Source organism: Ruegeria sp. CE9 (assembly GCF_056537425.1).
Window position 1 is genome coordinate 1 of sequence record NZ_JBQFRO010000006.1, and the last position, 14,012, is coordinate 14,012.

Below are 14,012 nucleotides of genomic sequence, written 5' to 3' on the forward strand. Positions count from 1 at the left end.
AGCCCAGTTTTTGCAGCTGCAAAGCCGAGTCCGGCGTCATCGCAACCCGGTTCTCGCCCTTAAACGTTTCCTTCGGCGTTCCTATTTTCACCAGTCGGTTCCCCCTAATTTTAGTTTCAGGCCAGATGGGTGATCAGCATAGAATGTCACGCAGAGATGTATCTCGCGCAAGATTATTTCGCAAGCGCAGCAATTGTGGCGCTGTGTCATGATAAGCACACCCTTAAATCCACCGCCGCGTTTTACGCTCATACCGAGCGAAATCGGCCCGGAAAGTACGGCGCAGCCGATCTTCCTCGGGTATGATAAAGCGCCGTTCAAGCAGCCAGACGAAAATCGGGATCAGCACCAGCGATAGCACTGCGTCAAACCGCAGAATCAGCCCAGTCAGGATCAGAACATCACCGGCATAAATCGGATTGCGGCTACGCTTGTAGATGCCCGATTGCACTATTGCCGATGGTGTTTCATGCGGAATGACCGTCGTGCGATGGCGGCGGAATTCGACCACGGCCATGATCACCAAGACAATACCGCCTCCGATCAGAATACCGCTCAGCAGATCCGTGATTGCTCCGTCCAACGACAACCCCAAAGGCAACGCGCGCGCCTGCATCCAAGCGAGCGCGGCAAAGCCCACAAGCCAAACAGGTGGAGTGTCGATCAGGCGCATGGCAGTCCCTTCGCGCGGCGACATAGGGTGGCAGATGTCGCTTCTGATCGCTCTCCTATCGTTTTCTGACTACATTGGCAAAAGCGCAGGGTGTCGCATCGGCCCAGGGCGCTGGATAACCCGCACCAATAGACAGACACAACGGGATCAGATAGCCAGTTGCAACCTGACCAATTCAGAAAGACAAAGTCTCGCCATGACCGATTTTGCCAAAACCAAATCCATGTTTCACCTGCCCGAGGGCGTTATTTACCTGCATGGCAACTCATTGGGCCCAATGCCAAAAGCAGCAGGCGCGCGCGTTGGCGAGATGTTGCAAAACGAGTGGGGCAAGATGCTAAGCACGAGCTGGAACGCGGCGGGCTGGATGGCCCTGCCGACCGAGCTCGGCGACCGCATCGCGCGGTTGATTGGCGCGGAACCCGGTTGCGTCATGGTCGGCGATACACTTTCGATCAAGGTCTATCAGGCGCTCGCCTCGGCGCTGGAACTTAATTCCGGGCGCAAGGTGGTTTTGTCCGACAACGGCAACTTCCCCTCGGACCTATATATGGCAGACGGGTTGTTGCGTTCATTGGGCCCCGACTACGAGCTGCGTATTGTCGACCCCGAAGATGTCGCGGCGCACATCACCGAAGAAGTCGCGGTGCTGATGCTGACCGAAGTGGGTTATCAGACCGGTCTTCTGCATGACATGAAAGCCCTGACCGAACTGGCCCACGCGAAGGGTGTAGTGACAGTCTGGGATCTGGCCCACTCTGCCGGCGCGATTCCGGTGGACCTGTCCGGGTGTAAGGCAGATTTTGCCATTGGCTGTACGTATAAATATCTCAATGGCGGCCCCGGCGCGCCAGGATTCATCTATGTCGCCCCGCATCTGCGCGACCGGGTTCGCCCAGCTCTGTCTGGTTGGCTTGGTCACGAAGCACCTTTCGCCTTTGATCTGGATTATCGCCCAGGCTCCGGGATCGAGAGGATGCGTGTTGGCACCCCTCCGATTATTCAGATGACAGCTCTTTCAACGGCGATGGATATTTGGGACCTGGCCGGCATGGAAGATGTACGCGCCAAATCCATTGAGTTAACCGAACTGTTCATAGATAGCGTCGAGGCCGCCTGCCCTGAACTGGAATTGGCCAGCCCGCGCGATCCGAACCTCCGAGGCAGCCAAGTGTGTTTTCGGTTTGCCGAAGGATATGCCGCCATGCAGGCGCTGGCCGCACATGGCGTCATAGGTGACTTCCGTGCACCCGATGTCATGAGGTTTGGATTTGCACCGCTCTACATCGACGCGGGTGATGTTAGTCAGGCCGTCGACATATTGGCGGACATCATGGGCAAACGGCTTTGGGACAAAGAAGAATACAAAGTGCGACTGCGCGTCACCTGACCTCAAGCGCCGCGCCCAACAGCGCAGCCAATTGCGAGATACCTTGTTCGAACTCTTCCGCGCTGGAGGCCGTCATCTTGATGCCCTTCAACGACGTCGTGATCGTCTTCGCGGCCTCGTCCGGTCCAACTGGCAAATGCGCACGACCTGCCGCATCCTCGCGGCGTAGCCAATCGGCATAGAGGCGGGTCAGTTCAGCCTCGCCCTCCTGCACGATATCGGTTGACATGGATTTCGTGGCATCCAGCATCTCGAGCCCATGAGGCGAGGCCAGAATCTCAGCCATCCCTTGCGACTGCGCCTGAATCGCCTGCGCGAGAATCTCGGGCAAAGGTCCGGCCGCCTTCAGGGCCTCGGCCACAGCAGCAGTTTTTTCCCCGTAATAGAACTGGGTCAATTCACGAACGATGGCCTCTTTATTCTTGTAATGCAGATACACCGCTGGCCGGGACATGCCTGCGCCCTTTGCAATGTCATCCATCGATGTCTTGCGAAATCCATAGGTTGCAAAGGCCTGAAAGGCCGAATTCAGGATGGCGGAGGTCTTGGAATCTTCTAGTGCACTCGTCATGGCAAAACCTCTGACAGTTTTTGTTCATTTTGTCAATTGACAGCCTGACACTTTTCATTAAATATGTCAGAGACCAGTCAAAGCTAAGTGAGGTGCGCCATGACGACGGCCCTTAAGATCAACGGAAAGACCCATCAGGTTGATCTGCCTGATGATGTACCCCTGCTATGGGTTCTGCGTGATGAAGTTGGACTGACCGGCACCAAGTTCGGTTGCGGCGTGGCAGCCTGCGGCGCGTGCACCGTGCATATTGATGGCGAGGCCGTACGGTCCTGCCAGGTGACGCTTTCGGATGTCTGGGGCGACGTCACCACGATCGAAGGGCTGGGAACACCCGACGCCATGGCCACGATCCAGAAAGCCTGGGTTGACCACCAGGTGGCGCAATGCGGTTATTGTCAGTCTGGCCAGATCATGCAGGCCGCAGCACTGCTGGCCGAAAACCCGACCCCCACTGACGCGGATATCGACGATGCGATGCAAGGCAACCTGTGCCGCTGTGGCACATACCCTCGCATCCGCGCCGCGATCCACGACGCCGCATCCAAGCTGAAGGAGGCCTGATCCATGGCAAGCATCGGTAAAATCCTGCGCCGCACCTTCCTGATCGGTTCAGCCGCCATCGTCGGCGGTGTGGCCTTCGGTGCCTATTACGTCACCCGCCCCGCGGCCAACCCGCTGAAACCGCGTGACGGCGAAACCGCGCTCAGCCCTTTTGTTCTGATCGATCAGCAGGGCGTGACCCTGTTCGCACCACGCGCAGAAATGGGTCAGGGCGTTATGACAACCTGGGCGGCGCTAATCGCCGAAGAGTTGGACGTTGAACTGGACGATATCCGCGTCTTGCACGGTCCGGCTGCGGCGGCCTATTACAACCACGCCCTCATGGGGGAAAGCCTGCCGGGCAAGGGCTACGACATCTCGGAATTCCAGCACAACCTGGGCGAAGCTCTGGGCGTTCTTGGCAGAACGCTCAGCCTGCAAGTCACCGGGGGTTCGACCTCGATGAAAGACGGGTTCGAGCGGATGCGGATGGCCGGGGCCACCGCACGCGAGACATTGAAACAGGCCGCGGCGGACCAACTGGGTGTGAAACGCGACCAACTCAAGACCGAAAATGGCGCAGTGGTTGCCCCGGATGGCACCCGCATTCCCTATACCGAGCTGGCCGAGGCCGCAGGCCAGATCGAACCGCCCGAGGTTGCGTTGCGCGATCCGTCCGAATGGCGTCTGATTGGTAAATCCCTGCCCCGCGTCGATATTCCGGGCAAATCCACCGGCACCGCCGAATTTGGCATCGACGTGCGGCCAGAGGGTCTGAAATTCGCCTCGGTCCGCATGAACCCCAAGCTGGGCGGTGTAATGAACGGTTTTGACGCAAGTGGCGCCGAAACCATGCCCGGTGTTGAAAAGATCGTCGATCTGGGCACGGGTGTCGCAGTGATCGCCAACAACACTTGGCTTGCCATGCAGGCGGTCGAGGCGATCGACGTGGATTGGGGCGATGCCCCCTATCCGCCCGAAAGTGATGCGATATTCGCGCAAATTGCCAAAGCGTTTGATGACGCGCCGAACTCGACCATGCGCGATGACGGCGATGTCGAAACCCTTCCCGAAGGTGCCACCGAGATCACAGCGGAATACACCGTGCCATATCTGGCCCATGCCACAATGGAACCGATGAACGCCACTGTTCTTTATTCCGGCAACAAGCTGGACATGTGGTGCGGTCATCAGGCCCCAACGCTGATCCAGATCCGCGCGGCCAACACCGCTGGTCTGGAAACCGACGCAGTCGAAATCCACACCACCTATCTGGGCGGTGGCTTTGGCCGCCGGGGCGAGCTGGATTTTGGCGAGATCGCCACCAAGGTCGCCATGGAGATGCCCGGCACCCCGGTTCAAACGACGTGGAGCCGTGAAGAGGATATGCGCCACGATTTCTACCGCCCCGGCGCTATGGCGCGGATGCGGGGGGCGGTGAAAGACGGCAAGGCTATCCTGATTGACGGCAAAGTCGCCTCGCAATCCCCGACACATCAGGCCGTTGAACGTGTGACCGGATTTGCTGGCGGCGGCCCCGACAAAGTTCTGGTCGAAGGCTTTTTCAATCAGCCCTACGCCGTGCCCAACTACCGCATGAGCGGTCACGTCGCCGATCTTGCTGTACCGGTTGGCTTCTGGCGATCGGTCGGCAACAGCCACAATGCCTTCTTCCACGAGACCTTCCTGGATGAAATGGCCCATGCCGCAGGGCGCGATCCGCTTGAATTCCGATTGGAGTTGGCAAGGTCCGAATTCGCCCCGGCTGCGGGGTGTCTGGAGGCCGTAAAAGAGATGTCAGGTTGGACCGGCAAAACCCCAGATGGCGTGGGGCGCGGCGTGGCAATGGCCTATAGCTTTGGGACCCCGGTCGCGCAGGTCATCGAAGTTGTGGACGAAGACGGCACCATCCGCATCAACAAGGCCTGGATTGCCTGCGATGTCGGCCTCGCCCTGGACCCGGCAACGGTCGAGGCGCAGATGATCGGCGGAATGATCTACGGGCTGTCTGCAGCAGTCCAGGAAGAAATCACCTTTGCCGATGGCGAGGTCGAACAATACAACTTCCCAGATTATGATGCGTTGCGGATGCAAACCACCCCAGTCACAGAAGTCCGGATACTGGAGACCAACAAACATCTGGGCGGCGTTGGTGAACCCGGGACACCCCCGTCAATGCCTGCACTGGGGAACGCGCTGTTTGACCTGACTGGCGAACGCGCCCGTAGCCTGCCACTGAACAAGCAGTTCGACTTGCTCGTATGATCAAATTGCGCCGACCCGGCTCTGGGTCGGCGCGAGCTCTTCCTGATGGCCTCAGAAGTTGACAGAAAGAAAGACTGCAGCTTCCGTCGCTTCAAAATCACTTTCGAACATGTCGAGATAGCCGATCGAAGCCTCCAGAAAAACAGCCTCGCTTGTGCGCCCTCTCACGCCCAAGCGGGTCGACCAAACAACATCGTTGTCCGTGTTTGCAACTGTTCCACCCCCTAAGTTCTCGCGTTCAAACCAATAGGTCGCGCTGAGCGATGCATAGGGTGAGATGACGTAGCTGCCATTGAAGAACGGGCGACTTACTTCAACCTCGGGCGTTAGGGCACTGTATTTTGCTTCTTGGATTTCACCAATAAACTCGGCTGGATTTCCCAGGTACGTCCCGGTGAGATCGTAATCCTCGGCGCTATAATGATAGTAATCATAAGAGATCGACGGACGAATTAAGTAAGCCCCGGCCTCATATTGTCCAATTGCTTCGAGATTCGCGTGCCAGCGGGTGCGATCAAAATCACCGCTCAGCTCCAGCACATCCACGTCTGTCGAGAAGCGACCGATCGTGGCGAGACCGTTCAGAACCCACCTCTCAGACATCCGCCAGGCGAAATAGGGTCCGATCGCGAATCCCGAAGTATCCTGAGAAAACTGCCCCTCAAAGCCGTCTAGCTGAGTGTTTTCGTATTCAAGCTGCAAACCCAAAACCAGATTATCCCGTACAAGACGGTCAATTCCAATTTCGAAAAAGCTGTCGTTCACGTCAAGTTCGCTGATGCCCCGGCTGTCCTCAATGTCGGTATAGGTAATATTGGTCCAGACATTCCATGTAGAAGCTGGCCCAAACTCGCGCCCTTCCGTTAGCGGAGGGCCAATGGCAACTGGATCACACAAGGCAGGGTCTAGCTTACCGGTCGCATCCGCAACGCAACTTTGATCGACACCTGCGGATCGCCCATTTGCATAGGTCGGGATGACAGGCCGACCGCTCTCGTCGGTCTCACCAATTCCATCGCCGCCTCCTCCACCCGAGCCTCCTGAGCCACCGCCGGACCCTCCGCCGGCTCCACCTGACCCGCCGCCCCCGAAACCACCACCGGAACCGCCGCCGCCACCAAAGCCACCGCCACCCCCGAATCCACCACCTGATCCACCCGAACCTCCGCCGCCGCCATTGCCGCCACCGGAACCGCCGTTTCCTCCGCCGCCGTTGCCGCCGCCGCCTCCTCCATTGCCGCCGCCCCATCCAGGCAGCGTCCAATCTCTTCTTTGGTTTTGCGTATCGATCAGACAGTCGCGCCCATTTGGTGCCCCGCCGCGTTTGAACAGACGATGAACGCCCCCTGATCCATTAGATACGAAGGGAGACAAGCTTAGATGAACTCCGGGCCGAGAACGGCTCCAGGTATCAACGGACGTGTTGCCCTGCGCAGCTTCCAGACGAAAAGCACCGCTTTCCGTCTGCGATAACCACAATGAGGATGAAGAGTCAGGTGTTCGCCCGATGTAAAGCAGGTCTCCGGCCGAGCTGCATTGTTGCGCATGCCCTGCAGTTCCCAAGATCACCAAACATAGTGCCGCAGGAACCAATTTTCTTAAACCACGAGGGTACTTTCCTGAAAAGATGCGCATGAACTGCTCCGAACCCAATCAGATTTGAATATTGCCAAGGGTATCTCGGCGCAAATTCCCGGTTCAGGAAAGATATCCAATTATCTTTTTATTCGAATGTTGCTGGCAAACCTTAGAACGATCCATCGACGGATCAGCGTGGCTAAGCAGACTGCCGGATCGCGCCGACCGTTTTCGCGTTTTTCCAATCATATACAGCGCGACCAAATTCCTTGAACAACGGCCGCGAGACCGGGTCATTCGCCGCATCCCATTCAGGGTGCCATTGGACCGATAATGTAAAGCCCGGCGCATCCTTGACATAGATCGCCTCGGGCGTGCCATCAGGCGCGTGGCCATCGATCACCACATTCTCGCCCAGCGTTTTGATCCCCTGCCCGTGCAGCGTATTGGTCATCACTTCGGCCGCACCCAACAGGCGGTGAAATACACCGCCTTCGGTCAGACTCACGACATGACGCAGGGCGAATTTCTCTTCCAAAGTACCGTCAGGCGGCATCCGGTGGTTCTGACGCCCAGGCAAATCGCGGATTTCAGGATAGAGCGTGCCGCCTAAGGCCACATTCACTTCCTGAAATCCCCGGCAGATCCCGAAAAACGGCTGCCCCCGCTCGGCACACGCCCGTACCAAAGGCAGGGTGATCGCATCGCGCGCCCGGTCGAATTCGCCATGCGCCTCGGTAGCGGGTTCGCCATATTCCTCAGGGTGAACATTGGGTCGGCCACCGGTCAGCAAGAAACCATCGCAGACCTCTAGCAACTCATCGACCGAAACATAGCGCGGATCGGCAGGGATCAGCAGCGGCAAACAATCCGAGACGTTCGAAACCGCCTCGGAATTCATCGTCCCACCCGCATGGGTCGGGTACTGATCATTCATCAGATAAGAATTCCCGATAATTCCAACGACGGGGCGCGCCATTCCATTTCCCTTGTTTCGCTCGTCTCTTGCAAAACCTATCGGCAGCCTTGGCCGCGCGCAACGGCACAGACCCTGCATGGCAGCGCAAGCGCTTGTTCAGCGGTGCACATCTGCGACACCGTTTGCAAAGGCGTTAAATCTCGCCGTTCAACCCAGCTGCTTCGATACCCGCCAGCGCAGCCTGGGCGTCGTTATCTGACGTGTCGCCGGTTACGCCAACCGCTCCGATCACCGCACCCTTTCGGTCGCGCAACAGCACACCACCGGGAACCGGAACAACCTGTCCACCATAAATACCGTTCACTGCCGCCATGAAATAAGCCTGTCCTTCGGCCCGCTGCATCTGCGCCGTGCCAGCCATGCCCAGCATCACCGATCCGTAAGCCTTGCCATGCGCAATTGCAAAACGTCCGGGCGCGGCGCCATCTTCGCGTTCAAACGCAATCACATGCCCACCGGAATCCAACACCACAACCGAGAGCGGTTTAAGTTCCATCTCGCGCCCTTTTTCCAGCGCTTTGCGAATGATAGTCCGTGCTTTACGCAATGAAATTACCATGCCCGATCCCTTTCATCTGGTCAAAAATATCCTCTGGGGAGCGCGAGGGGGCAGACAGCCCCCTCGTTCCCGCCGCTGCCTCTAGTTTACGCTCGCCTTCAGCTCCAGCCGACGCGCATGCAAAACCGGCTCGGTATAGCCCGAGGGCTGCACCCGTCCGCGGAACACCAGATCGCAAGCCGCCTGGAACGCGATCCCGTCAAAGCCCGGAGCCATCGGGTTATAAGTCGGATCACCTTCATTCTGACGATCCACAACAGCTGCCATTTTCTGCAGCGCGGCCATCACCTGCTCTTGACTGATTAGATCGTGATGCAGCCAGTTGGCCAATGCCTGAGACGAGATCCTGCAGGTCGCGCGATCCTCCATCAGACCGATATCGTTGATATCCGGCACTTTCGAACAACCGACCCCCTGATCGATCCAGCGTACCACATAGCCCAGAATGCCCTGTGCGTTGTTTTCGATCTCGCGAGTGATCTCATCCGAGCTGAGATTGCGACCACCAAGCAGAGGAATGGTCAACAGGTCATCTAACGTCCCCCGTGCACCTTCAGCGGCCAGCTCATCCTGGCGCGCCAGCACGTCGACCTTGTGGTAATGCGTGGCATGCAGGGTCGCGGCGGTGGGCGACGGCACCCAGGCGCAGGTCGCGCCGGATTGGGGGTGGCCGATCTTGGCCGCCAACATGTCTTGCATCCGATCCGGCATCGCCCACATGCCTTTGCCAATCTGCGCCCTGCCCTTCAGGCCACACGCCAGACCGATATCGACATTGCGGTCCTCATAAGACGCGATCCATGGCGTGTCCTTGATGTCGCCCTTGGGCAGCATCGGACCGGCCTCCATCGAGGTATGGATTTCATCCCCCGTGCGATCCAGAAACCCGGTGTTGATAAAGGCGACGCGCGATTTTGCGGCGCGGATACATTCCTTGAGGTTGGCCGAGGTGCGACGTTCTTCATCCATGATGCCCAGCTTTACTGTATTGCGCGGCAGGCCCAGAATGTCTTCAACCATGTCGAAAATCTCGACCGAGAACGCGACCTCCTCGGGGCCGTGCATTTTGGGCTTCACCACATAGACCGAACCCTTGACCGAGTTTCCACCCTCGCGCTTGAGGTCATGCATAGCGATCAGCGTCGTGCAGAGCGCATCCATCAACCCTTCACCAATCTCACGGCCTTCGGCGTCCAGCACGGCAGGGTTGGTCATCAGGTGACCCACATTGCGCACCAGCATCAGCGAGCGCCCTTTCACCGCTGCCTGCGCCCCATCGGGTGCTGAATAGACCAGATCCTCTGCAAGCTTGCGGGTGAAGGTTGCACCGCCTTTCGTGACCTCTTCGGTCAAGTCACCGGCCATCAGGCCGAGCCAGTTCCCATAGGCCTGCACCTTGTCGGTCGCGTCGACACAGGCAACCGAATCCTCACAATCCATGATCGTTGAAAGCGCGGACTCCAAGCGCACATCGGCAATACCCGCCGGATCGGTTGCACCGATCGCGCTATGCGCATCGACCATGATCTGGATGTGCATCCCATTGTTGCGCAACAATACGAACTCAGGCTTTTCACCCGCTCCACCGAAACCGGCAAACTGCGACGTATCCGCCAGAGCCGGTATCAGCGCGCCATCCTGAACGCTCAGCCCGGACACGTCCGCCCAGGACCCTTGGGCCAACGGTGCGGCCTGATCCAGAAACGCCTTGGCCCAGGCTATGACGCGCCCACCACGTTCGGTATCATAGGCTTTCCCGGTCGGCAAATCGCCCAGCGCATCCGTGCCATAAAGTGCATCATATAAGCTGCCCCAGCGGGCATTCGCCGCGTTCAGTGCGAAGCGCGCATTGGTGATCGGCACAACAAGTTGCGGACCTGGGGTCAGAGCGATCTCGGGGTCGACATTGGCGGTCTCGATCTCAAAATCGTCGCCTTCTTCAACCAGATAACCGATTTCGCACAGGAATGACTGGTATTCACCTGCATCGATTGGCAGGCCCCGCCTCGCTGCATGCCAGCCATCGATCCGGCTTTGAATATCAGCGCGCTTCTCCAACAATGCTCGGTTTTTTGGCCCCAACTCATTCACCAGCCGCGCCAGACCCGACCAGAACTGGTCTGCAGAAACTTCCGTTCCCGGCAGGGCTTTCTGTTCGATAAAGTCCACCAGTACCGGGTCGATCTGCAGCCCGCTGCGGGTCTGTCTACTGCTCATGTTCCGAATCCCCTACGATTGTGTGCGATGGTATGCGTCCTTCAATTAGGGCGTTCGTTTCCGATAGGCAACTTATGCCCTTAGGTCGCGGCCTTTTGGCCCATTGGGAAACTGTTTCAAATTGGCCTGAACGTTTGCGCGTTGGTTGCAGCACCCGCGCGAAGCCCCTAACGTCGCGCCAGACTCACGGATTATGAGGCCCCCGATGCGCGACGCTGCCCCCACCACGATCTATCTGATAGACTACACCCCGTTTGGCTATCTGGTGGACAGCGTGCATCTGACCTTTGATCTGGCCCCGCATGAAACTCGGGTCACCTCTCGCATTGCGTTCCGCCCGAACCCCGAGGCCACTGACCGTACGTTCTTCCTGCACGGGGAAGACTTGAAACTGATCAGTGCCGCGATTGATGGCAACGTGATCACGCCTGAGGTGACGCCGGAAGGCCTGACTGCCACCGTTCCTGATGGGCCTTTTGTATGGGAGGCCGTGGTCGAGATCGATCCCGGCAACAACACCGCGCTTGAAGGGCTTTATATGTCGAATGGCATGTACTGCACCCAGTGCGAGGCCGAAGGGTTCCGCAAAATCACCTATTACCCTGACCGGCCTGACGTGATGTCCACCTTCACCGTGCGCATCAACGGCGGCCTTCCAGTGCTTCTGTCGAATGGCAATCCATCGGGAATGGGCGAAGGCTGGGCTGAGTGGAGTGATCCCTGGCCTAAGCCTGCCTATCTGTTCGCGCTGGTGGCCGGTGAGTTGGTCGCCCATCCCGGTCAGTTCACCACCATGTCAGGTCGCGGCGTCGAATTGAACCTCTGGGTCCGACCTGGAGATGAGGGCAAATGCGCCTTTGGGATGGAAGCCCTGAAAAAGTCGATGAAATGGGACGAGGACGTCTATGGCCGTGAATACGATCTGGACGTTTTCAACATCGTTGCCGTCGACGATTTCAACATGGGCGCGATGGAGAACAAGGGGCTGAACATTTTCAACTCCTCTGCCGTTCTGGCCAGCCCCGAAACCTCGACCGATATGAATTTCGAGCGGATTGAAGCGATCATCGCCCATGAATATTTCCACAACTGGACCGGTAACCGCATCACCTGCCGCGACTGGTTCCAGCTGTGCCTGAAAGAAGGCCTTACTGTATTCCGCGACGCTCAGTTCACCTCGGACATGCGCTCAGCCCCAGTGAAACGCATCCACGACGCGATAGATCTGCGCGCGCGACAATTCCCCGAAGATAACGGACCCTTGTCGCACCCCGTCCGGCCCGAAAGCTTTCAGGAAATCAATAACTTCTACACCTCAACCGTCTATGAAAAAGGCGCCGAGGTCATCGGGATGCTGAAACGGTTGGTTGGGGATGAGGCCTACTCCAAAGCGCTGGATCTCTATTTCGACCGCCACGACGGGCAAGCCTGCACGATCGAGGATTGGCTCAAAGTATTCGAAGACACCACGGGCCGCGACCTGAGCCAGTTCAAACGCTGGTACAGCCAGTCGGGCACCCCGCGCGTTTCGGTCGCCGAAGACTGGGCCGATGGAACCTACACTCTGACGCTCAACCAACGGACCGAGCCGACACCGGGGCAGAATGACAAGCTGCCTCAGGTCATCCCCGTCGCTGTTGGCTTGCTTGGCGCTAACGGGGACGAGGTGCGCGCGACCGAAGTGTTTGAGCTGACCGAAGCCCAGCAGAGCTTTACTTTCACAGGCCTTGCCGCCAAACCCGTGCCTTCGATCCTGCGCGATTTCTCGGCCCCCGTGATCCTTGAGCACGAAACAAGTAACGCCGAGCGCGCCTTTTTGCTGGCCCACGACACCGATCCGTTCAACCGTTGGCAAGCGGGGCGGTCGCTGGCCGAGGATACCTTGCTGCGCATGATCACGGATGAGGCGACGCCTGAGGCCAATTACCTCGACGGGTTGCTGGCAGTTCTGCGCGATCAGGCACTGGACCCGGCCTATCGCGCGCTGATGCTGGGCCTGCCAACGCAGTCAGAGCTGGCGGCGGCGCTGTATGACAAGGGCAACACCCCCGACCCTATGGCGATCTGGCGGGCGGTTGAAACCTTGCGTCAGGCCACCGCTCAGCATGTACAGGACCTGCTGCCCCGACTGCATAGCGAGACACTGGTTGACGTGCCCTACCAGCCGGATGCTGAGCAATCTGGCAAACGGGCATTGGGCAGCGCGGCGCTTGCCCTGACTTCGCGGCTGGACGGCGGCTCCAAGGCGGCCGAGGAATACGCGCGCGCCGACAACATGACACTGCAGCTGACTGCCCTGTCGTGTCTGCTGCGCGCAGGCAAAGGCGAAACCGAGTTGGCCGCATTCTATGAACAATGGCAGCATGACCGGCTGGTGATGGACAAATGGTTTGCTCTGCAAGTGGCGATGACCGGGCCTGAAAATACGGTTGAGACCACGCGACGGTTGACCGAGCATGCTGATTTCAATTGGAAAAACCCCAACCGCTTTCGCGCATTGATGGGGTCTTTGGCAGGCAGCCATGCAGGGTTCCATCAGGCGAATGGGGCAGGATATGCCCTTTTGGCTGACTGGTTGATCAGGCTTGATCCAGTGAACCCGCAAACCACTGCTCGGATGTGCAGCGCATTTCAGACATGGAAACGCTATGACACAGATCGTCAGGCGCTGATCCGTAGTCAGCTGAACCGCATCGCCGAAACCCCTAATCTGTCGCGGGATACGACCGAAATGGTCTCGCGCATCCTCGGCGCATGACCCCGTTTGCGTTCACCCGGCAGAACCGCACCCAGCGTGCGGTTATGACTCTGATCTGTGTCTATGCCCTTTTGATCGGGCTGGTTATCCTGCTGAACGCCGCATGGTGGCTGATGGCCTTACTGGCCCTGCCAACCCTGCCCGCACTTGCGGATGTTCTGAAAGATACCAGCGCGGGAATGGAACTGACCGATAAAGCGCTGCGCTGGCACACGGGCAAACGTCAGGGCGAGATTGAGTTGTCGGACATCGACCGATTTCGCTTTGACACCCGCTGGGACTTTTCAGTGCGTGTATCTGCAGTGCTGAAATCTGATAAACGCCTGCGTCTGCCTGATGAATCACTTCCGCCGCACAAACAGTTTGAAGAGATTCTGAATCAAGCCGGATTCGCCGTTGAGCGCCATCATTTTAAAGTTTTCTGAAACGATTCCCCGATTCTGGGCGCAATTGGCCCTCGAATCCTGGGTTCAAAGCGA

General features: G+C 58.3%; 11 protein-coding genes. 5 read left to right on the top strand and 6 right to left on the bottom strand.

Annotated elements, in window-relative coordinates:
* Nucleotides 1–223: 223 nt before the first annotated feature.
* Nucleotides 224–673 carry a methyltransferase family protein gene (locus ACR0B3_RS12675; RefSeq protein ID WP_480809401.1) on the bottom strand — a complete coding sequence of 150 codons (450 nt, stop codon included), beginning with the start codon at nucleotides 671–673 and terminating at the stop codon, nucleotides 224–226.
* A 196-nt stretch (nucleotides 674–869) separates the two neighbouring features.
* On the opposite strand from ACR0B3_RS12675, the gene kynU reads away from it, so the two are divergent.
* On the top strand, nucleotides 870–2,063 hold the full coding sequence (gene kynU, locus ACR0B3_RS12680) for a kynureninase (protein WP_480809402.1): 1,194 nt from the start codon (nucleotides 870–872) through the stop codon (nucleotides 2,061–2,063).
* On the opposite strand, the gene ACR0B3_RS12685 is transcribed toward kynU, so the two are convergent.
* Nucleotides 2,056–2,634: a TetR/AcrR family transcriptional regulator gene (locus tag ACR0B3_RS12685; protein ID WP_480809403.1), complete on the bottom strand. Its 579-nt coding sequence runs from the start codon at nucleotides 2,632–2,634 to the stop codon at nucleotides 2,056–2,058. The two genes, kynU and ACR0B3_RS12685, sit on opposite strands and share 8 nt — an antisense overlap.
* 99 nt (nucleotides 2,635–2,733) lie before the next feature.
* Here ACR0B3_RS12685 and ACR0B3_RS12690 point away from each other — a divergent pair, with 99 nt between their 5' ends.
* Complete coding sequence (locus ACR0B3_RS12690) at nucleotides 2,734–3,198, top strand: (2Fe-2S)-binding protein (protein ID WP_480809404.1); 465 nt, start codon at nucleotides 2,734–2,736, stop codon at nucleotides 3,196–3,198.
* Nucleotides 3,199–3,201: 3 nt separating this feature from the next.
* Complete coding sequence (locus ACR0B3_RS12695; protein WP_480809405.1) at nucleotides 3,202–5,442, top strand: xanthine dehydrogenase family protein molybdopterin-binding subunit; 2,241 nt, start codon at nucleotides 3,202–3,204, stop codon at nucleotides 5,440–5,442.
* Between the two features lie 51 nt (nucleotides 5,443–5,493).
* Here the strand turns inward: ACR0B3_RS12695 and ACR0B3_RS12700 are convergent, their stop codons facing one another.
* The 4 genes from ACR0B3_RS12700 to ACR0B3_RS12715 all read right to left on the bottom strand — a co-directional run bounded on the left by ACR0B3_RS12700 (nucleotide 5,494) and on the right by ACR0B3_RS12715 (nucleotide 10,775).
* Nucleotides 5,494–6,816: an autotransporter outer membrane beta-barrel domain-containing protein gene (locus ACR0B3_RS12700; RefSeq protein ID WP_480809406.1), complete on the bottom strand. Its 1,323-nt coding sequence runs from the start codon at nucleotides 6,814–6,816 to the stop codon at nucleotides 5,494–5,496.
* 403 nt (nucleotides 6,817–7,219) lie between these two features.
* Nucleotides 7,220–7,999, bottom strand: a complete 780-nt coding sequence (locus tag ACR0B3_RS12705; protein WP_480809407.1) for a gamma-glutamyl-gamma-aminobutyrate hydrolase family protein — start codon at nucleotides 7,997–7,999, stop codon at nucleotides 7,220–7,222.
* A 133-nt stretch (nucleotides 8,000–8,132) separates the two neighbouring features.
* Complete coding sequence (locus ACR0B3_RS12710) at nucleotides 8,133–8,558, bottom strand: GlcG/HbpS family heme-binding protein (RefSeq protein ID WP_480809408.1); 426 nt, start codon at nucleotides 8,556–8,558, stop codon at nucleotides 8,133–8,135.
* An 81-nt stretch (nucleotides 8,559–8,639) separates the two neighbouring features.
* Nucleotides 8,640–10,775 (bottom strand): malate synthase G, encoded by a 2,136-nt coding sequence (locus ACR0B3_RS12715; RefSeq protein ID WP_480809409.1) that lies wholly within the window; start codon nucleotides 10,773–10,775, stop codon nucleotides 8,640–8,642.
* 205 nt (nucleotides 10,776–10,980) lie between these two features.
* Here ACR0B3_RS12715 and pepN point away from each other — a divergent pair, with 205 nt between their 5' ends.
* Entirely contained in the window at nucleotides 10,981–13,533 is a 2,553-nt protein-coding gene (pepN, locus tag ACR0B3_RS12720; RefSeq protein WP_480809410.1) for an aminopeptidase N, read from the top strand.
* Nucleotides 13,530–13,958 carry a hypothetical protein gene (locus ACR0B3_RS12725; RefSeq protein ID WP_480809411.1) on the top strand — a complete coding sequence of 143 codons (429 nt, stop codon included), beginning with the start codon at nucleotides 13,530–13,532 and terminating at the stop codon, nucleotides 13,956–13,958. Before pepN ends, ACR0B3_RS12725 begins: the two co-directional genes overlap by 4 nt.
* Nucleotides 13,959–14,012 lie beyond the last annotated feature (54 nt).

What these genes read in the sequence shown, in the direction of transcription:
- ACR0B3_RS12675 (WP_480809401.1), bottom strand. Translation starts at nt 673, where the DNA reads ATGCGCCTGATCGACACTCCACCTGTTTGGCTTGTGGGCTTTGCCGCG.
- kynU (WP_480809402.1), top strand. Translation starts at nt 870, where the DNA reads ATGACCGATTTTGCCAAAACCAAATCCATGTTTCACCTGCCCGAGGGC.
- ACR0B3_RS12685 (WP_480809403.1), bottom strand. Translation starts at nt 2,634, where the DNA reads ATGACGAGTGCACTAGAAGATTCCAAGACCTCCGCCATCCTGAATTCG.
- ACR0B3_RS12690 (WP_480809404.1), top strand. Translation starts at nt 2,734, where the DNA reads ATGACGACGGCCCTTAAGATCAACGGAAAGACCCATCAGGTTGATCTG.
- ACR0B3_RS12695 (WP_480809405.1), top strand. Translation starts at nt 3,202, where the DNA reads ATGGCAAGCATCGGTAAAATCCTGCGCCGCACCTTCCTGATCGGTTCA.
- ACR0B3_RS12705 (WP_480809407.1), bottom strand. Translation starts at nt 7,999, where the DNA reads ATGGCGCGCCCCGTCGTTGGAATTATCGGGAATTCTTATCTGATGAAT.
- ACR0B3_RS12710 (WP_480809408.1), bottom strand. Translation starts at nt 8,558, where the DNA reads ATGGTAATTTCATTGCGTAAAGCACGGACTATCATTCGCAAAGCGCTG.
- ACR0B3_RS12715 (WP_480809409.1), bottom strand. Translation starts at nt 10,775, where the DNA reads ATGAGCAGTAGACAGACCCGCAGCGGGCTGCAGATCGACCCGGTACTG.
- pepN (WP_480809410.1), top strand. Translation starts at nt 10,981, where the DNA reads ATGCGCGACGCTGCCCCCACCACGATCTATCTGATAGACTACACCCCG.
- ACR0B3_RS12725 (WP_480809411.1), top strand. Translation starts at nt 13,530, where the DNA reads ATGACCCCGTTTGCGTTCACCCGGCAGAACCGCACCCAGCGTGCGGTT.